We start from the raw sequence: 18,768 nt of genomic DNA, 5'->3' as shown, positions 1-18,768 counted from the left end.
CGAAGGATGCGCAAGATCTCAGGATCGTCGAAGGCCTTCGGCCTTATCGCAGCCTGCGGCAGCGGCTACAGAGCCCCCTTTTCACAGGAGACCACCATGCCGCGTTTTGCCGCCAACCTGTCCATGCTGTTCACCGAACAGGACTTCCTCGCCCGCTTCAAGGCCGCCGCCGAGGCTGGCTTCAGTGGTGTCGAATACCTGTTCCCCTACGAATTCAGCTCCGCCGAGATCAAGGCGCAACTCGACGCCCACGGCCTGACCCAGGTGCTGTTCAACCTGCCTGCGGGCGATTGGGTGAAAGGCGAGCGCGGCATCGCCTGCCTGCCGGACCGGGTCGAAGAGTTCCGCGCCGGGGTCGACCTGGCCATCGCCTACGCCCAGGTGCTGGGCAACACCCAGATCAACTGCCTGGCCGGCATCCGTCCGCAGGGCGTCGACGATGCCACGGTGGAAAAGACCTTCGTCGCCAACCTCAAGTACGCCGCCGAGAAACTCCAGGCCGCGGGCATCAAGCTGGTGATGGAAGCGATCAACACCCGCGACATCCCGGGCTTCTACCTGAACAACACGGCCCAGGCCCTGTCGATTCGCGAACAGGTCGGCAGCAGCAACCTGTACCTGCAATACGACATCTACCACATGCAAATCATGGAGGGCGATCTGGCCCGGACCCTGTCCGGCCACCTGGACGCGATCAACCATGTCCAGCTGGCGGACAACCCGGGGCGTCACGAACCGGGGACCGGCGAGATCAACTACCGCTTCCTGTTCGGGCACCTGGACAAGATCGGCTACCAGGGCTGGGTCGGCTGCGAATACAAGCCGCTGACCACCACCGAGGCCGGCCTGGGCTGGCTCAAGAGCCACAACGCAATCTGATCGGCAACCGCGTCATCGTTTATTGCGGGCAAATCGGATCGCCGCCCGCTCGCGCCTACAAGAGCCTGCATTCCTGTAGGAGCGAGGCTTGCCCGCGAGACAGATGCCTTGGTACCCCGCACCTTATAGAGCAATAACAAGAGAGGATTTTCTCATGGCTAAAATCGGATTCATCGGCACCGGCATCATGGGCCACCCAATGGCCTCCAACCTGCAGAAAGCCGGTCACAGTCTGTTCCTGTCCCAGCACCACGACGCGGCCCCGGCCGACCTGGTCGCCGCCGGCGCAGTCGCCCTGGCCAGCCCCAGGGAAGTGGCCCAGGAAGCCGAATTCATCATCGTCATGGTCCCGGATACCCCGCAGGTCGACGACGTGCTGTTCCGCGCCGACGGCGTGGCGGCGGGCGTCGGCCCGGGCAAGGTGGTGATCGACATGAGCTCGATCTCGCCGACCGCGACCAAGGCCTTCGCCGCCAGGATCAACGAGAAAGGCGCGCAGTACCTGGATGCCCCGGTATCCGGCGGTGAAGTCGGCGCCAAGGCGGCGACCCTGAGCATCATGGTCGGCGGCGACAGCCAGGCCTTCGAGCGCGCCCTGCCGCTGTTCCAAGCCATGGGCAAGAACATCACCCTGGTCGGCGGCAATGGCGACGGCCAGACCGCCAAGGTGGCGAACCAGATCATCGTCGCCCTGAACATCCAGGCGGTGGCCGAGGCCCTGCTGTTCGCCGCGAAAAACGGCGCCGATCCGGCCAAGGTACGCGAGGCGCTGATGGGTGGCTTCGCCTCCTCGAAGATCCTCGAGGTGCATGGCGAGCGCATGATCAAGGGCACCTTCGACCCGGGCTTCCGTATCAGCCTGCACCAGAAGGACCTGAACCTGGCCCTGCAAGGCGCCAAGGAGCTGAACATCAACCTGCCCAACACCGCCAACGCCCAGCAAGTGTTCAGCACCTGCGCGGCCATCGGCGGCAGCAACTGGGACCACTCGGCGCTGATCAAGGGCCTGGAACACATGGCCAACTTCTCGATCCGCGACCAGTAAGAGAACGCCAGGAAATCCCCTGTAGCCGCTGCCGAAGGCTGCGATCGCCTGCGCAGCAGGCGTGCACCTGCACATCGCAGGAAGGTTCTTCGAACCTTATCGCAGCCTTCGGCAGCGGCTACAGGTTGCGTTACAGCCACACCTCGAATAACAAGAAATCCGGGAGCCCGCCATGTCGGTCGATCCGCAACAATTCCTCCGTGAGCTGTTCGCCACAGCCATCGACGCCGCCCACCCGCAGCACGTCCTCGAAGCCCATTTGCCCAGCGACCGCAGCGGCCGGGTGATCGTCATCGGTGCCGGCAAGGCCGCCGCGGCCATGGCCCAGGTGGTCGAACGCTGCTGGTTGGGTGAAGTCAGCGGGCTGGTCGTCACCCGCTACGGCCACGGCGCCCCCTGCGAAAAAATCGAAGTGGTCGAAGCCGCCCACCCGGTGCCCGATGCCGCCGGCCTGGCCGTGGCCAAGCGCGTGCTGGAGCTGGTCAGCGACCTGTCGGAACAGGACCGGGTGATCTTCCTCCTGTCCGGCGGCGGTTCCGCCCTGCTGGCCCTGCCCGCCGCGGGCATCAGCCTGGCGGACAAGCAGTCGATCAACAAAGCCCTGCTCAAGTCCGGCGCCACCATCGGCGAGATGAACTGCGTGCGCAAACACCTCTCGGCAATCAAGGGCGGCCGCCTGGCCAAGGCCTGCTGGCCGGCCACCGTCTACACCTACGCGATTTCCGATGTACCGGGCGACCTGGCCACGGTCATCGCTTCCGGCCCCACCGTGGCCGACCCCAGCACCTCGGCCGAGGCCCTGGCGATCCTCAAGCGCTATGCCATCGAGGTCCCGGCGGCGGTGCGCACCTGGCTGCAAAGCCCGGAGTCGGAAACCGTCAAGCCCGGCGACCCGAGCCTGGCCCGCAGTCACTTCCAGCTGATCGCCCGGCCGCAGCAGTCGCTGGAGGCCGCCGCGGTGAAGGCCCGCCAGGCCGGCTTCAGCCCGCTGATCCTCGGCGACCTGGAAGGCGAGTCCCGCGAGGTGGCCAAGGTCCACGCCGGCATCGCCCGCCAGGTGGTGCTGCATGGCCAACCGCTGGCCGCTCCCTGCGTGATCCTCTCCGGCGGTGAGACCACGGTCACCGTGCGCGGCAATGGCCGTGGCGGGCGCAATGCCGAGTTCCTCCTGAGCCTCACCGACAGCCTCAAGGGCCTGCCCGGCGTCTACGCCCTGGCGGGCGATACCGACGGTATCGACGGCTCCGAAGACAACGCCGGCGCCATCATGGCCCCGGACAGCCATGCCCGCGCCGCCGCCCTGGGCCTGAGTGCCAGCGACGAGCTGGACAACAACAACGGCTATGGCTATTTCGCGGCCCTGGATGGGTTGATCGTCACCGAGCCGACCCGCACCAACGTCAATGACTTCCGCGCCATCCTGATCCTCGAGAGCCCCCAACATGACGCCTGACAAAAAGGTCAAAATCCTCGCCACCCTCGGCCCGGCCATCGACGGCATCGACGATATCCGCGAGCTGGTGCAGGCCGGGGTGAATATCTTTCGCCTCAACTTCAGCCACGGTGACCACGCCGATCACGCCCAGCGTTACCAGTGGATCCGCGAAGTCGAAAAGCAGCTGAACTACCCGCTGGGCATCCTCATGGACCTGCAAGGCCCGAAACTGCGGGTCGGCACGTTCGCCGAAGGCAAGGTCCAACTGCACCGTGGCCAGGCCCTGCGCCTGGACCTGGACAGCACCCCGGGCGACCAGCGCCGGGTCAACCTGCCCCACCCGGAAATCCTCAAAGCCCTGGAGCCGGGCATGGACCTGCTGCTGGACGATGGCAAGCTGCGCCTGCGGGTCACCGCCAAACACGCCGACGCCATCGACACCACAGTGCTCAACGGCGGCGAGCTGTCGGACCGCAAAGGCGTCAACGTCCCGCAGGCGCTGCTCGACCTCAGCCCGCTGACCGCCAAGGATCGCCGCGACCTGGACTTCGGCCTGGAACTGGGGGTGGACTGGGTCGCCCTGTCGTTCGTGCAGCGCCCCGAGGACATTCGCGAAGCCCGCGCGCTGATCGGCGACAAGGCGTTCCTGATGGCCAAGATCGAGAAACCCTCGGCGGTCACCCAACTGCGCGAGATCGCCGAATTGAGCGACGCGATCATGGTGGCCCGTGGCGACCTGGGCGTCGAAGTGCCGGCCGAAAGCGTGCCGCAGATCCAGAAGAACATCATCGGCACCTGCCGCCAGCTGGGCAAACCGGTGGTGGTGGCCACGCAGATGCTCGAATCCATGCGATTCTCCCCCGCCCCGACCCGGGCCGAGGTCACGGACGTGGCCAACGCGGTGGCCGAAGGTGCCGACGCGGTGATGCTCTCGGCGGAAACCGCCTCCGGCGAATACCCGCTGGAAGCGGTGCAGATGATGAGCAAGATCATCCGCCAGGTGGAAAGCGGCCCGGACTACCAGGCCCAGCTCGACGTCAGCCGGCCCCAGGCCGAAGCCACGGTGTCCGATGCCATCAGTTGCGCGATCCGCCGTATCAGCAGCATCCTGCCGGTGGCGGTGCTGGTGAACTACAGCGAGTCCGGCAGCTCCAGCCTGCGCGCGGCCCGGGAACGGCCGACGGTGCCGATCCTCAACCTGACGCCGAACCTGTCCACCGCGCGGCGCCTGACGGTGGCCTGGGGTGTGCACTCGGTGGTCAACGACCGCCTGCGTCAGGTCGACGAGGTCTGCTCCACTGCCCTGGAAATCGCCCAGGCACAAGGCATGGCCAAACGTGGCGACACCCTGTTGATCACCGCCGGCGTGCCGTTCGGCCAGCCGGGCTCGACCAACTCGCTGCGCATCGAAACCCTGATCTGAGCCTGTAGCCGCTGCCGAGCCTGCGAGGCTGCGCTCGAAAACGCAGTCTTCGCCAGGCCCGAGCACTGGACTTGCCTGTGGAACACGGCATTGCCTGATTGACGGCCGCTACGCGCCCGATCGCAGCCTCGCTGTGCTCGTCAGCGGCTACAAGAGCCCACCTCATGCCTTCAGAACACTTCAACGCGCACTGCCCCGACTGGGCCACCGCCCTGCTCAACGGCTTCAGCCAGATCTTCCTCCAGCGCCATCCGCTGTGCGGCCTGCTGTGCATGCTGGCCATCCTGCTGAGCGCTCCGGCGTTGCTCGGTGGCGCGCTGCTGGGCGGCGTGGCCGGGCTGCTCACCGCGCAGCGCCGGGGCTATGCCAAGGCCGACCGGCAAGCCGGGCTGTTCAGCTACAACGGAGTCTTGCTCGGCCTGCTCCTGAGCCTGCGCTTCGACTGGTCGGTGCTGCTGCCACCGCTGATCATCGCCTGCGGCGGCCTCAGTGCGATCCTCACCCGGCAATGGCTCAAACGCGCCCGCGATCAATATTGCCTACCGGCCTACACCGCGCCCTTCGTCGGCCTCGGCTGGTTGCTGCTGGGCCTGGCCGCGCCGCTGCCCGCCAGTGCCGCCGCGCCCTGGGTCGAGCCCGATGCGCTGGCGCTGCTGCAGGCACTGATCCAGGGACTCGGCCAGGTGATGTTCCTCGAGCATCCGCTGGCCGGGGTGCTGATTGCCCTGGGGTTGCTGCTGGCTGATCGCCGGGCGGCCGCCTGGGCGCTATTCGGTTCGGCGGCGGGCCTGGGCTTCGCCCTGCTGCAACAGGACCACGCCGGCGCCCTGCTGGGCCTTGGCGGCTACAACTGTGCCCTGGTCGCCCTGGCCCTGAGCCAGGACCGCCGCCGATCCTGGTTGGCCCTGCCGGGAATGCTCCTGGCGCTGCTGCTCGCCCCGGGCTTCGCCGCGCTGGGCCTGCCCGTTCTCACCGCACCCTTTATCCTCGCCTGCTGGCTGGTTCGCGCCGCGCTGCGGGTGCTGCGCCAGGCCGCCGTGGACAGCACGCCTTGCGCTACCGGGGCCAATCCCCCTAGGCTTCGCTGACCTTCGATTCAGGCGAACAACATGGACAACAACCGGCACTGGCGCGAGCGTCTCTACGTCATGATTTTCCAGACCGACACCGTGGCCGGTCGACGCTTCGACAGCACCCTGTTGCTGATCATCCTCGCCAGCCTGGTGATCGTGATCCTCGACAGCATCGACGAGGTGCATCAGAACTACGCCAATGTGCTGGCCTATATCGAATGGGGTTTTACCCTGATCTTCGCCATCGAATACGGCCTGCGCCTGTATTGCTCGCCCAAGCCGTTGCGCTACGCCTTCAGTTTCTACGGCTTGGTGGACCTGCTGGCCATCGTGCCGGGGATCCTCGCCCTGTATTACAGCGACGCCCAGTACCTGCTGATCATCCGGGTGATCCGCATGCTGCGCATCTTCCGCGTGCTCAAGCTCAGCCCGTACCTCAAGCAGGCCAACTACCTGATGTCGGCGCTGCGCGGCAGCAAGCAGAAAATCATCGTGTTCCTGCTCAGCGTATCGACCCTGGTCACGGTGTTCGGCACCCTGATGTATGTGGTCGAGGGGCCGGAGCACGGGTTCACCAGCATCCCCAAGGGCATCTACTGGGCCATCGTCACCCTGACCACCGTGGGTTTTGGCGACATCGTGCCGAAGACGCCGCTGGGCCAGGTGATTTCATCGATGGTGATGATCACTGGTTACTCGATCATCGCCGTGCCCACCGGGATCTTCACCGCGGAACTGGCCAATGCCCTGCGCGGCGAACAGCTCAAGCACGACTGCCCGGTGTGCAGGAAGAACGACCATGAGCACGGCGCCGCGTTCTGCTCGCGGTGCGGCAATGCGTTGTTCCCAAAAGTGGTTCAGGAAAACTGAATAAGCAAAGCACTTTTTAATCTTTAAAGAGATATACCGCCCCGGCTATAGTCGGCGGCAAAATGCCTTCACTCTCGAATTCACTCTCAACAAAAAGGAATGTGCAGTGAAAAAACTCGTTAGCGCCTCTCTCCTGGCCGCCGGCCTGGCACTGGGCAGCGTCGCCCAGGCCGCCCCGACCCTGCTCAACGTTTCCTATGACGTGATGCGAGACTTCTACAAGGACTACAACAGCGCCTTCCAGAAGCACTGGCAGGCCGAGCACAACGAGAACATCACCCTGCAGATGTCCTTCGGCGGTTCCAGCAAACAGGCGCGCTCAGTGATCGACGGCCTGCCGGCCGACGTCATCACCATGAACATGGCCACCGACATCAACGCCCTGGCGGACAACGGCAAGCTGGTGCCGGACAACTGGGTGACCCGCCTGCCCAACAACAGCGCACCCTTCACCTCGGCCACCGTGTTCATCGTGCGCAAGGGCAACCCCAAGGCCCTGAAAGACTGGCCGGACCTGCTCAAGGATGGCGTGCAAGTGATAGTGCCGAACCCCAAGACTTCGGGTAACGGCCGCTACACCTACCTGTCGGCCTGGGGTTATGTGCTGAAGAACGGCGGCGACGAGAACAAGGCCAAGGACTTCGTCGGCAAGCTGTTCAAGCAGGCACCGGTGCTCGACACCGGTGGCCGCGCCGCGACCACCACCTTCATGACCAACCAGATCGGCGACGTGCTGGTGACCTTCGAGAACGAAGCGGAAATGATCGCCCGCGAATTCGGCCGCGATCAGTTCGAAGTCATCTACCCGAGCGTCTCCGCCGAAGCCGAGCCACCGGTGTCGGTGGTCGACAAAGTGGTCGACAAGAAAGGCTCGCGTGCCGCGGCCGAGGAGTACCTGAAGTACCTGTGGTCGCCAGAAGGCCAGGAAATCGCCGCCAACAACTACCTGCGCCCACGGGACCCGAAAGTCCTGGCCAAGTACACCGACCGTTTCCCGAAAGTCGACTTCCTCTCAGTGGAAAAAACCTTCGGCGACTGGCGTACCGTGCAGAAGACCCACTTCAACGATGGCGGGGTCTTCGACCAGATCTACGGTGGCAAATAACGCCCCCGGCCCATGAAAAAAGCGACCCTCGGGTCGCTTTTTTATTGCTTGCGCCTAAAGCCCGGCGGCTACATCGACCAGGGCGGCGCCCCGAACCTCGTGCAGCTCAGGCAACATCGCCTCGGCCTCGACCTCGATCAGCCACTCGGGCAAGGACAGGCCGCTGACGATGATCCACGAGGACGCCGGCGGCTGCTGGGGGAAACGCTGCAACAGCACCTGGCTGATCTGTTCCTGCTGGTCGCGGGCTGCCTCGGCGATGTAGATCCGCAGCATGACCACGTGGCTCAGGTCGCCGCCTGCCGCCGCCAGGACCCGGGCGATATTGTCGAAGCTCTGCTCGGTCTGCTCGCGCAGCCCCGGGCCGACGCAGACCTCGCGCTCATCGACACCCACCTGGCCGGACAGCAGCAGGCGCCGCCCACCGCGCACCTCCACGGCCTGGCTGAAACCGTACTGCAGGGAATTGAAGACACTGGGCGGATTGAAGACTGATGTGTGCATGGGACCTCCGCTGCGATAGACGACCGCAAACCCTAAACCAAGCCCCTGCACAAGGCCATCCGAAACCAGGTCGTTGAAACACCTGGCAACGTAACCGCCAGCCAGCTACATCGGTGGCGTCACCCCATCCTTGCCGGCGGAGATCGATTGCGCGGTGAGCGTGCCGTCCGCGCTCTGGGAGACGAACATCACCACCTTGACCCCAGCCTTGAGCAGGCTGCGGTCGCCCGGCACCAGGTTGACGATGGGCACGTCGTCCGGCACCAGGATCGTCTGCTGGCCGCCCTTGTAGTTGACAGTCAGGGTGCGGCCGTTGCTCACCACCAGGTCGCCGACGCGGCCATTGGTCATGCTGCTGCCCTTGACCAGATCGAAAGGCCGATGGCCGTCGCCGGTGCCGGCCATCTGCGGTGGAAACACATGGACCTCCAGCGCCTTGAGGCTGCCATCGGCCTGCGGCACGGCGGCCGAACCTATGTAGCTGCCGGGCTTGATGTCCTCGATATTGGCCAGGGTCACGGCGCGGACCTGGGTCTGTGGTGTGAGGTTGATGGTGACGTTCTCGCCACTGTTGACGTGCACCCGCACCGCGTCGCCGGCGATGCTGGTGATTTCCCCGCGCACGCCGATGCGCATGCCCGGTGCGTCCTGGGCCTGGGCCGGGCCGGCCAGCAGCAGTGCGCCGAGGGTGATCGCTTGGGCGCCGCCGAGCAGGCGGCGAAGACACAGATTCATGGGACGGGCTTCCTGTGATGAAAGGTGGCACAGAGGTCTAAACGAAAGCACTCCAGTGTCCGCGGAACAATGAGCGAGCTATGGAACTGAATGTAAGTAAATGTATCATCGCAACGCGATCCCGGTCGTCGTCTGCCGCTCTCGGCCGGCCCCGCCAGGCATTTATTCCTCCCGGGCATGAATGCTATCGCTCGTCAGCTTCTACCGCGTCACGGGCCAGCCCCTTAGCCTCGCCCGCACCCTTTTCGCTGCAACGAGAATCGCCATGACTTCCACGACCCAGGGGCTGCCCGCCGCCACCACGACCATGACCCGCGGCATGGTGCTGCTGTTCGCCTTCTGCTGCGGCGCCATAGTCGCCAACATCTACTATGCCCAGCCGATCATCGAGCTGATCGCCCCGGACATCGGCCTGAGCAGCACCATGGCCAGCCTGATCGTATCCCTGACCCAGATCGGCTACGCCCTGGGCCTGTTCTTCCTGGTGCCCCTGGGCGACCTGCTGGAAAACCGCCGGCTGATGATCCTCACCAGCCTGGTGGCCATCGCCAGCCTACTGGGCGCCGGGTTCACCGAGCAGCCCAACGCCTTTCTGCTGGTCTCGCTGCTGATCGGCTTCAGCTCGGTGTCGGTACAGATCCTGATTCCCCTGGCTGCGCACCTGACGCCGGAGGAATCCCGTGGCCGGGTGGTCGGCGGCATCATGGGCGGCCTGCTGCTGGGCATCCTGCTGGCACGCCCGGTGTCCAGCGTGGTGGCCGACCTGTTCGGCTGGCGCGCGATGTTTATCGCCGCCGCCGTGCTGATGGCTGCCATCAGCCTGGTCCTACTGCTGACCGTGCCCAAGCGCCAGCCCGCTCACAGCGCCACCTACGGCCAGTTGCTGCGCTCGCTGGGCACCCTGCTGCGCCAGCAACCGGTGCTGCGTCAGCGAGCGTTTTACCAGGCCTGTATGTTCGCCACCTTCAGCCTGTTCTGGACCGCGGTGCCGCTGGAGCTGGCGCGCAACCATGGCCTGTCGCAAAGCCAGATCGCCCTGTTCGCCCTGGTCGGAGCCATAGGCGCCATCGCCGCACCCATCAGCGGACGCCTGGCGGATGCCGGTCACACCCGCGTCGCCTCGTTGCTGGCCATGCTGTTCGCCGCCTTGAGCTTCCTGCCGGCCTTTGTCCACCCGGCCTACAGCGTCATCGGCCTGGCGGTGACCGGCGTGGTCCTGGATTTCTGCGTGCAGATGAACATGGTCCTCGGCCAGCGCGCGGTCTACGCGCTGGATGCCCATAGCCGCGGCCGCCTCAACGCGCTGTACATGACCAGCATCTTCATCGGCGGCGCGGTCGGCTCGTCGATTGCCAGCGCGGTGTACGAACACGCCGGCTGGCTGGGCATAGTCGGCGTCGGCAGCGCCTTGCCGTTGCTGGCCCTGCTGCGCTTCCTGGGCACCTCGCAGAAGGCGCTGCCTGTCACGGCCTGATGCATTCCCCAGTCGCAAAACCGGAGGACAAGGCAACGCTCCAGACCCTGCTCGATCGCTCACACACAAGGAGTCCCAATGGACCGGCTGGCAGCCATGCAAACCTTCGTTCATGTGGTGGAAAGCGGGTCCTTTCCGCCGCCGCCCGGCTTCTGGATATCGGCCAGCCGGCCGTATCGAAAACCATCGCCCAGCTCGAGGCGCGGCTGGCGGTGCGGCTGTTGCTGCGCTCGACCCGCGGCCTGACGCCCACCGAGGCCGGCATGGCGTTTTTCGAGCGGGCCAGGCGGGCCCTCGAAGAAGCCGACGAAGCCGATCTCGCGGCGCGCGGGGCCGGTACGGGGCTGCGCGGTACGCTGCGAGTCTGCGCCGCGGTGACCTTCGCCCGCCTGCACATCGTGCCGCACCTGGGGACCTTTCTCGAGCGCCACCCCGAGCTCGACATCGACGTGGTGCTGGATGACCGCAATATCAATCTGGTGGAGGCCGGCATCGACGTCGCCCTGCGCATGGGCCCCTTGAGCGACTCCGGGCTGACCGCGCGGCGGATCGGCGAATGCCGGCGCGTGGTATTGGCCACCCCGGACTACTTCGCCCACCACGGCGAACCCGCCTGCCCCGCCGACCTGAGCAAGCACCAGGCGATCGTCTACAGCCTCGGCGGTGGTGCCCACTGGCGCTTCGAACGGGGCGACGAACAGCAATCGGTGACGGTCCGCGGGCGGATTCGCGTCAGCGCCGCAGAGGGGTTGCGCGAGTCGGTGCTGGGCCATCAGGGGCTGACCATGGCCTCGCAATGGATGTTCGCCCCCGAGCTGGCCAGTGGCACGGTGCACGAAGTGATGTCGGACTGGACGCTGCCCCGCCAGGAGCTATGGGCGGTGTTCCCTACCGGGCGGCTGACCAGCGCCAAGGCCCGGGCCTTCGTCGAGTTTGTCCAGCAGCTGCTGGCCCGCCCGGATGCCACTCAAGGTTGAGCGACGTCAGATTCGCCCACGTACCAGCACTTCGACCTTGGCCGCCTCACCCCAGCGTTGGACCCGTTCGATCAGCGCAGGGTCGGTTTCGCCCGCCAGATACAAGGTTTCGATCGATTGGGCAGCCGCCCACTCGACAAACCCGCACTGCTCGAAGGTGTCGATAGCCGCCAGCTGGAACTCGTTTTCGTAGAAGCCGGGCACCACGGCGACCTGGGCATCGACGGCACTGACTTCAGGCAGGAACGGACAGGCCAGGTGCACCACGTCCCACTTCGCCACGCGCCAGTTGCGCAGCGCTTCGTCGAAGCGGCTGCGGGCGCCGCGGACAAACCCCAGGCCGTCGATCACCATGCGCCGGTTGATGATCATCCACACCTTGCGTTTGCGCGGGGCCTTGAGCAGCACCTCGCCGGTGACCTTCGAGGCGCGCAGGGCCAGGGCGAACACCAGCAGCACCGGAACGAAGTAGCGATAAACGGTCTCGGCATTGGTGGCGCGGGTCAGCTCATACAGCCTGGAAACCTCGCCCCGGGCCTTGCGCTGGTCGCCCAGGGTTTCATCGAGGCGGCCGAGCCAGGCCAATACGGGCGGCGCCGAATACCGGGCGCGAAGCTCATCCAGCGCCTGGACCACCGTCCCCACCGAGAGCGCCGTCAGCCGCCCCTGCGCCGTTCTCTCCAGCGTGGCAAAACGCTGACAGAGCTCGCTCACCTGCGCGGCATCGGCGGCGCTATAGAGAGTCACGGCGGCACGGCAATGCTCCGGGCCCAGCAGATCGTCGATCTCGGCCTTGAGGCGCCTCTGGGTCGCGGCTTCATGGGATTCGGCCAGCCGATAGTCGCTCTGGAACCATTCGGTCCTGACGCTCTGGGTCTCGCCGATCAGCGCCAGCGACGCCAGCAACAGCCAGCCGTAGTCCACGCGCTTCCAGCCGATCTCGCCCAGGGGAAAGACCGAGATGAAGCTCCAGCAGAAGAAGTAGTAGAGGAAGATAAACAGCACCAGCAAATACACCGGTGCCAGGGAGAAGTAGATCAGCTGCGGCACTTCGACATCGGCGAAGCCATGCAGGGCGAGCAGCACAACGACAACACAGAGCCAGAAGGCCATGGGCGCGAAATAGGGTTTGTTCAGGCTTTTCTTCATCGGGCGCTCGGATGGCGATACTCAGGAACACCCCGGGGTATCGGCCATCCAACCGACCGCTTGAACCGGACTCGCCCGCGGTCCGCTCAGTGTTCGACGCTTACGGGGAGCCGCTTACTGGAACTGGCGCCCCAGGCCCGACGGCACACCGTGGATATCGGTTTCTTCCCATGGCCCGTCGGGGCTGATGGAACGGCTCCAGCCGTTGTTCCAGCGGTAGTAGGTGCGCTGGCGGTAGAAGGTGTTGGTCTGGTTATCCAGCACATAGACGCCCAGGCGCGGGTCCCAGTGGCTGTTGCCGCCCGGTGGCGGCGCGAAGCTCGCGGAAGTGCGCGGCAACGGCTTGGCCGGCTTGATCGGCGTGGCGGGTTTGCTCGGGGTGCCGGGCGTCGGCTTGGTAGTGGGTTGCGCGGGCGGAATCGGTGGCAGCGTCTCGGGCGGCGTCGGCTGCTGGACCGCACAGGCGCTCAACCCCAGGACCAGTGTTAACAGGGTGATGCGGGCAATGGCGGTCATGGCGGCTTCTCTTATTTATCCGGGCTGTCGATGGTCAGTTGTTGCGGCGCGGTGGTGCTGCTGGCCAGGGGCTTGCTGCGACCGACCCACTCGCCGGCAGTCGGTTGGCCGGCGCGGGAAATGCGTGCAACCAGTTGGACTTCCGGGAAGTTCGACAGTTTCAACTGCGGCATCATCGCGTCGGCATCCCCCAGCTCCACCGTCACCGGCAGGTCGGCCACGGTCAGGCGCTTGGCCGCCAGTGGCGCCGGCGGCCCGGAAGTGGCGCGGGCAAAGATGAACACGCTGTCGCCCGGCTGCACCTTGGCTTTCAGCTCGGCGGCCAGGTCGACACGCACCTTGAGCAGCGCGGCGGCCTTGGGCGCGGGCGCCTGGGCCACTTTGCCGCCGCTGGCCAGCAGCTTCTCGGTGGCCCGGTCGATACCGCCCTGCAGCGCGGCGCGCGAGTTGTCGTCCGCCGGCAATTGCGCCAGCAGGCGGTTCCAGTAATCGATGGCCTCTTGATAACGCTCGCCTTCGAAGGCGGCGATGCCCAGCAGGCCGAGGCTGGTGACTTCCTTCGGATCGGCCTTCAGCGCTTCGTCGGTCAGGGCCTGGACCTTGTCCGACCACCGCTTGCCGTCGGCGAAATACTGCGCCTGCGCCCACTGGCCGAGCAGTTCCGGCTGGCGCCCGGCCAGGGCCACGGTGCGCTCGAAGATCTTCGCCGCGTCCGCTGGGCGGTCCTGGGCCATGTAGGTACGACCGAGGAAGTACAGGCCCTCGGCGGAATCCGGCTGGGCGGCGACCGCGCGCTCGAGGCGGCGGGTCATCTCTTCCATGGATTGCGGGGCCTGGGCGAATTCACGGGTCAGCTCGACCTTGTCGCTGGCGCCGAAATGCAGGTACAGGCCCAGGCCCAATAGCGGCACCAGCAGCGCCGCCAGCAATGGCAGCGGCTTGCCCAGGCGCGATACCCCAGCCAGTTCCGCGCCCTCGGTATCGGCCAGCAGTTCGCGCGCGGCTTCGGCGCGGCCGCTGTCCATCTGCTCGGCGCTGAGCACGCCTTCGGCCTGCTGGCCTTGCAGCTCAGCCACGCGTTCTTGATAAAGCGCCACGTTCAGCGCGGTACGATCCTCTTCACGCTGGGCGCGACGGCCGCGTAGAACCGGGATCAGCAGAAAACTCAGGGCTACCAGGAGCAGCAGGCCTGCGGCGAGCCAGAAATCAATCATTCGCGGTCTTTATCCAACAGTTGGTCGAGGCGCTGACGCTCCTCGGCGGAAAGTGTGCTCGGGCTGTCGCTGCGCTGCACGCGCCGACGCCGGACGATCACGGCGATGATCACCACGCCCCCCAGCAGCAGGCCGGCGGGGCCGAACCAGAGCAAGGCGGTCTTGCCGGTCAGGGCCGGCTTGTAGCGCACGAAGTCGCCATAGCGGTCGACCATGAAATCGATGATCTGCTGGTTGTCCTTCCCTTCGCCGAGCATGCGGAAGATCTCCTTGCGCAAGTCCGCGGCGATCGGCGCATTGGAGTCGGCGATGTCCTGGTTCTGGCACTTGGGGCACCGCAGCTCTTTGGTCAACTCGCGAAAGCGCTCGCGCTCGGCGTCGTTGGCGAATTCGTAGGTATCGATCGCGGCGTGGGCCACGCCAGCGATACTCAGGCCCAGGACGGCCGCGGCCAGCCAACGCTTCATGGCTTGGCCTCGTCGGCCAGGGCCTGATACTTGGCGGCCAGCTTCTCGCGCCACACCGTTTCGTCGATCACCCCGACGTATTTGTCGCGGATGATGCCCTTGGCGTCGATGAAGAAGGTTTCCGGCGCGCCGTACACCCCGAGGTTCAGGCCCAGGGTGCCCTCCTCGTCGCGGATATCCAGCTGGTAAGGGTTGTGGAATTCGACCAGCCACTTCAGGGCGTCGGCGTTGACGTCCTTGTAGTTGACGCCGTAGATGGTCACGCCCTGCTGCGCCAGCTTGTTCAGCACCGGGTGCTCGACCCGGCAGGAAATGCACCAGGTGCCCCAGACGTTGACCAGCGCCGGCTTGCCCAGCAGGTCGGCGCGGGTCAGGGTCTTGTCGCCCTGCACCGACGGCAGGGAGAACTCCGGGAACGGCTTGCCGATCATCGCCGACGGCAGCTCGGCCGGGTCCAGGTACAACCCGCGGTACAGGAACACCGCCACCAGCAGGAACAGCGCCAGCGGCAACAACATTATCCAGCGTCTCATGCAGTGGCTCCTGTCATGCCCAGGGCTTCGCGCACCCGGGTCTTCACCTTGACCCGGTAACGCCGGTCGAGGGCCGCCAGCAGGCCGCCGAAACCGGTGAGCAGGCCGCCGAACCAGATCCAGCGCACGAACGGCTTGACGTGCACCCGCACGGCCCAGGCGCCATCGCCCAGCGGCTCGCCTAGGGCGACGTAGAGGTCACGGGTGAAACCGGCGTCGATGCCGGCCTCGGTCATCACCGAGTTCTGTACCGTGTAGAGGCGTTTTTCCGGGTGCAGCACAGCAACCTCCTTGCCGTCGCGGACCACTCGCACCGTACCCTTGTCGGAGGTGAAGTTGGGGCCTTCGAAATGCTTGGCGCCCTCGAAGACGAAATGATAACCGGCCAGGTCCATGGACTCGCCCGGCTCCAGGCGCAGGTCGCGCTCGGCGCTGTTCTGGCTCGACAGCACCACGCCCAGGGCGCAGACCGCGATGCCCAGGTGCGCCAACTGCATGCCCCAGTAGCTGCGGGTCAGGCCCGGCAGACCCTTGACCAGGCCTTTGTGGCGGGTCTTGTCGAAGATGTCGCGGACCCCGGCGAGCAACACCCAGGCCGCCAGCATGAAGGTCGCCAGCACTGCCCAGTTGAAGTCGCCGTAGACGATACCGGCCACCACCGCCAGCGCGGCGCTGCCCAGCAGCACCGGAGTCAGCATGCTCACCAGCCATTTGACCGGGGTGTCTTTCCAGCGCACCACCACGCCCACCGCCATCACCACCATCAGCAGCGCCATCAGTGGAATGAACAGCGCATTGAAGTACGGCGGGCCGACCGACAGCTTGGCCCCGGTCAAGGCGTCCAGTACCAGCGGGTACAGGGTGCCCAGCAGGATCATCGAGGCCGCCACCACCAGCACCAGGTTGTTGCCCAGCAGCAGGGTTTCCCGCGACCACAGGTTGAAGCCGACCTGGCTCTTGACCACCGGCGCGCGCAGGGCGAACAGGGTCAGCGAACCGCCGACCACGAACAGCAGGAAGATCAGGATGAACACGCCGCGCTCGGGGTCCGAGGCGAAGGCGTGGACCGAGGTCAGCACCCCGGAACGCACCAGGAAGGTCCCCAGCAGGCTCAGGGAGAACGCGGCGATCGCCAGCAGCACGGTCCAGCTCTTGAACACGCCGCGCTTTTCGGTGACCGCCAGCGAGTGGATCAACGCGGTGCCCACCAGCCACGGCATGAACGAGGCGTTTTCCACCGGGTCCCAGAACCACCAGCCACCCCAGCCGAGTTCGTAGTAGGCCCACCAGGAGCCGAGGGTGATACCGATGCCGAGGAATGCCCAGGCGACTATGGTCCAGGGCCGCGACCAGCGCGCCCAGGCCGCGTCCAGGCGACCGCCGAGCAAGGCTGCGATGGCGAAGGCGAAAGCCACGGAGAAACCGACATAGCCCATGTAGAGCATCGGCGGGTGCACGATCAGGCCGATGTCCTGCAGCAGCGGGTTGAGGTCGCGGCCGTCGCCGGGCACCTGCGGCAGAATCCGCGCGAAGGGGTTGGAGGTAACGATCAGGAACAGCAGGAAGCCGGTGCTGATCATGCCCATCACCGCCAGCACCCGCGCCAGCATCACTTGCGGCAACTGCCGGGAGAACACCGACACGGCGAAGGTCCAGCCCCCGAGGATCAGCGCCCAGAGCAGCAACGAGCCCTCGTGGGCGCCCCACACCGCACTGAACTTGTAGTACCAGGGCAAGGCGCTGTTGGAGTTGCTGGCGACATAGGCCACCGAGAAATCGTCGACCATGAAGGCATAGGTCAGGCAGCCGAAGGCAAATGCGAGAAAGGTGAACTGCCCCCAGGCCGCGGGCTGCGCCAGGCCCATCCACAGACGGTCGCCACGCCAGGCGCCGAGCAGCGGCACCACGGCCTGGACCAGGGCAAAACACAGGGCCAGGATCATCGCCAGATGGCCGAGCTCGGGAATGAAGATTGCGGATGTCATCGCTCAGCCCTCCTTGGCCGGAGCCGGCGCCATTTGCCCACTGTCTTTCAGGGCCTTGGTCACTTCCGGCGGCATGTACTTCTCATCGTGCTTGGCCAGCACTTCGTCGGCCACCACCACGCCGTCGGCGTTGAGCTTGCCCAGGGCGACGATGCCCTGCCCTTCGCGGAACAGGTCCGGGAGGATGCCGCGGTAGGTGATGGTCACGGCCTTGTTGAAGTCGGTGACCACGAAGCGCACGTCCAGCGAGTCCGCCGAGCGTTGCAGCGAGCCCATCTGCACCATGCCGCCGGCGCGGATCCGCGTGTCATGGGGGGCTTCGCCGTTGGCGATCTGGGTCGGGGTGTAGAACAGATTGATGTTCTGTTGCAGGGCGCTCAGCGCCAGGCCGACGGCAACGCCCACGCCGCCCAGCACACCGAGGATGATCAACAGACGCTTTTTACGCAGCGGATTCACTGATTGTTCTCCCGGCGCAGACGACGCGCCTCTTGTTGCAGGTAACGCTTGCGGGCCAGCAACGGCACCGCCACGTTGAGGATCAGCACCACCAGGCAGATGCCGTAGGCTGACCAGACATACAGGCCATGATGGCCCATGGCGAGAAAGTCGGCGAAGGACGAAAAACTCATGATGCCGCCTCCAGGCTGTTCTGCACTTCGGCCCTGACCCAGCTGGCGCGGGCTTCGCGCTTGAGCACTTCGAGACGCATGCGCAGCAACAGCACGGCGCCGAAGAAACAATAGAAGCCCAGCACGGTCAGCAACAGCGGCAGCCACATCTCGACGGGCATCGCCGGCTTTTCGGTGAGGGTGAAGGTCGCGCCCTGGTGCAGGGTGTTCCACCACTCCACCGAGTATTTGATGATCGGGATGTTGATCACCCCGACGATGGCCAGCACCGCGCAGGCCTTGGCCGCACTGTCGCGATTGCTGATGGCGTTGCCCAGGGCGATCAGGCCGAAGTACAGGAACAGCAGGATCAGCATGGAGGTCAGGCGCGCGTCCCAGACCCACCATGAGCCCCAGGTCGGCTTGCCCCAGATGGCCCCGGTGACCAGCGCCACGGCGGTCATCCAGGCACCGATGGGCGCCGCGCATTGCAGGGCGACGTCGGCCAGTTTCATCTTCCACACCAGGCCCACCACCCCGCACACCGCCAGCATCACGTAGATGGACTGGGCCAGCATGGCCGCGGGAACGTGGATGTAGATGATGCGAAAGCTGTTGCCTTGCTGATAGTCCGGCGGCGCAAAGGCCAGGCCCCAAACGACGCCGACGGTGATCAGCAGCAAGGCTGCGATGCTCAGCCAGGGCAACAGCTTGCTGCTGATGCCGTAAAACCACTTGGGCGAGCCGAGCTTATGAAACCAGGTCCAGTTCAT

19 protein-coding genes and 1 pseudogene are annotated in these 18,768 nt (G+C 65.7%); 9 read left to right on the top strand and 11 right to left on the bottom strand.

The genetic code is table 11. The features are described 5' to 3' along the window. Positions 1-96 precede the first annotated feature (96 nt). The 7 genes from hyi (at position 97) to C4K27_RS08590 (ending at position 7,830) form a co-directional block, all read left to right on the top strand. Positions 97-879: a hydroxypyruvate isomerase gene (gene hyi / locus C4K27_RS08620; RefSeq protein ID WP_053260146.1), complete on the top strand. Its 783-nt coding sequence runs from the start codon at positions 97-99 to the stop codon at positions 877-879. Between the two features lie 154 nt (positions 880-1,033). Then, a complete protein-coding gene (locus C4K27_RS08615; protein ID WP_007922096.1) occupies positions 1,034-1,924 on the top strand; it encodes a 2-hydroxy-3-oxopropionate reductase in 891 nt (296 codons plus the stop codon). Between the two features lie 172 nt (positions 1,925-2,096). Beyond that, entirely contained in the window at positions 2,097-3,377 is a 1,281-nt protein-coding gene (locus C4K27_RS08610) for a glycerate kinase type-2 family protein (RefSeq protein ID WP_053260145.1), read from the top strand. Continuing rightward, complete coding sequence (pyk, locus tag C4K27_RS08605) at positions 3,367-4,782, top strand: pyruvate kinase (RefSeq protein WP_053260144.1); 1,416 nt, start codon at positions 3,367-3,369, stop codon at positions 4,780-4,782. The genes C4K27_RS08610 and pyk overlap by 11 nt, the downstream gene beginning before the upstream one ends. Before the next feature lie 164 nt (positions 4,783-4,946). Then, positions 4,947-5,870 carry an urea transporter gene (locus tag C4K27_RS08600; RefSeq protein WP_053260143.1) on the top strand — a complete coding sequence of 308 codons (924 nt, stop codon included), beginning with the start codon at positions 4,947-4,949 and terminating at the stop codon, positions 5,868-5,870. Between the two features lie 21 nt (positions 5,871-5,891). Further along, positions 5,892-6,725 carry an ion transporter gene (locus tag C4K27_RS08595; protein WP_053260142.1) on the top strand — a complete coding sequence of 278 codons (834 nt, stop codon included), beginning with the start codon at positions 5,892-5,894 and terminating at the stop codon, positions 6,723-6,725. Positions 6,726-6,831: 106 nt separating this feature from the next. Next, positions 6,832-7,830: a sulfate ABC transporter substrate-binding protein gene (locus tag C4K27_RS08590; RefSeq protein ID WP_009042768.1), complete on the top strand. Its 999-nt coding sequence runs from the start codon at positions 6,832-6,834 to the stop codon at positions 7,828-7,830. 54 nt (positions 7,831-7,884) lie between these two features. Here C4K27_RS08590 and C4K27_RS08585 read toward each other — a convergent pair whose 3' ends face one another. Further along, a complete protein-coding gene (locus C4K27_RS08585; RefSeq protein ID WP_053260141.1) occupies positions 7,885-8,334 on the bottom strand; it encodes a RidA family protein in 450 nt (149 codons plus the stop codon). A 105-nt stretch (positions 8,335-8,439) separates the two neighbouring features. Next, the gene (locus tag C4K27_RS08580; RefSeq protein WP_023968338.1) at positions 8,440-9,069 is read right to left on the bottom strand and encodes a DUF5666 domain-containing protein; all 630 of its coding nucleotides are present in this window, start codon (positions 9,067-9,069) and stop codon (positions 8,440-8,442) included. Positions 9,070-9,334: 265 nt separating this feature from the next. Here C4K27_RS08580 and C4K27_RS08575 point away from each other — a divergent pair, with 265 nt between their 5' ends. After that, the gene (locus C4K27_RS08575) at positions 9,335-10,543 is read left to right on the top strand and encodes an MFS transporter (RefSeq protein WP_053260140.1); all 1,209 of its coding nucleotides are present in this window, start codon (positions 9,335-9,337) and stop codon (positions 10,541-10,543) included. A gap of 78 nt (positions 10,544-10,621) precedes the next feature. Then, positions 10,622-11,520, top strand: a pseudogene (locus C4K27_RS08570) (LysR family transcriptional regulator). 6 nt (positions 11,521-11,526) lie between these two features. Here the strand turns inward: C4K27_RS08570 and C4K27_RS08565 are convergent. The 9 genes from C4K27_RS08565 to C4K27_RS08525 all read right to left on the bottom strand — a co-directional run bounded on the left by C4K27_RS08565 (position 11,527) and on the right by C4K27_RS08525 (position 18,768). Further along, a complete protein-coding gene (locus tag C4K27_RS08565; RefSeq protein WP_053260139.1) occupies positions 11,527-12,669 on the bottom strand; it encodes a hypothetical protein in 1,143 nt (380 codons plus the stop codon). 114 nt (positions 12,670-12,783) lie between these two features. Next, the gene (locus C4K27_RS08560) at positions 12,784-13,185 is read right to left on the bottom strand and encodes a hypothetical protein (protein ID WP_007922056.1); all 402 of its coding nucleotides are present in this window, start codon (positions 13,183-13,185) and stop codon (positions 12,784-12,786) included. Positions 13,186-13,196: 11 nt separating this feature from the next. After that, a complete protein-coding gene (ccmI, locus tag C4K27_RS08555; RefSeq protein WP_053260138.1) occupies positions 13,197-14,399 on the bottom strand; it encodes a c-type cytochrome biogenesis protein CcmI in 1,203 nt (400 codons plus the stop codon). After that, on the bottom strand, positions 14,396-14,866 hold the full coding sequence (locus C4K27_RS08550) for a cytochrome c-type biogenesis protein (RefSeq protein ID WP_053260137.1): 471 nt from the start codon (positions 14,864-14,866) through the stop codon (positions 14,396-14,398). The genes ccmI and C4K27_RS08550 overlap by 4 nt, the downstream gene beginning before the upstream one ends. Next, positions 14,863-15,399: a DsbE family thiol:disulfide interchange protein gene (locus C4K27_RS08545; protein WP_007922047.1), complete on the bottom strand. Its 537-nt coding sequence runs from the start codon at positions 15,397-15,399 to the stop codon at positions 14,863-14,865. The genes C4K27_RS08550 and C4K27_RS08545 overlap by 4 nt, the downstream gene beginning before the upstream one ends. Further along, a complete protein-coding gene (locus tag C4K27_RS08540) occupies positions 15,396-17,384 on the bottom strand; it encodes a heme lyase CcmF/NrfE family subunit (protein ID WP_053260136.1) in 1,989 nt (662 codons plus the stop codon). The genes C4K27_RS08545 and C4K27_RS08540 overlap by 4 nt, the downstream gene beginning before the upstream one ends. Before the next feature lie 3 nt (positions 17,385-17,387). Beyond that, positions 17,388-17,843, bottom strand: coding sequence for a cytochrome c maturation protein CcmE (ccmE, locus tag C4K27_RS08535; RefSeq protein ID WP_009047728.1), 456 nt, complete (start codon positions 17,841-17,843; stop codon positions 17,388-17,390). Further along, positions 17,840-18,016, bottom strand: a complete 177-nt coding sequence (gene ccmD / locus C4K27_RS08530) for a heme exporter protein CcmD (protein ID WP_007922041.1) — start codon at positions 18,014-18,016, stop codon at positions 17,840-17,842. Before ccmD ends, ccmE begins: the two co-directional genes overlap by 4 nt. Then, a complete protein-coding gene (locus tag C4K27_RS08525; protein WP_007922035.1) occupies positions 18,013-18,768 on the bottom strand; it encodes a heme ABC transporter permease in 756 nt (251 codons plus the stop codon). The genes ccmD and C4K27_RS08525 overlap by 4 nt, the downstream gene beginning before the upstream one ends.

The sequence above is a fragment of the Pseudomonas chlororaphis subsp. chlororaphis genome, assembly GCF_003945765.1.
In the GTDB taxonomy this organism is placed as follows: Bacteria; Pseudomonadota; Gammaproteobacteria; order Pseudomonadales; family Pseudomonadaceae; genus Aquipseudomonas; species Aquipseudomonas chlororaphis.
The sequence above is the reverse complement of the archived record's forward strand: the minus strand, read 5'-3'. Positions and strand labels throughout refer to the sequence as shown.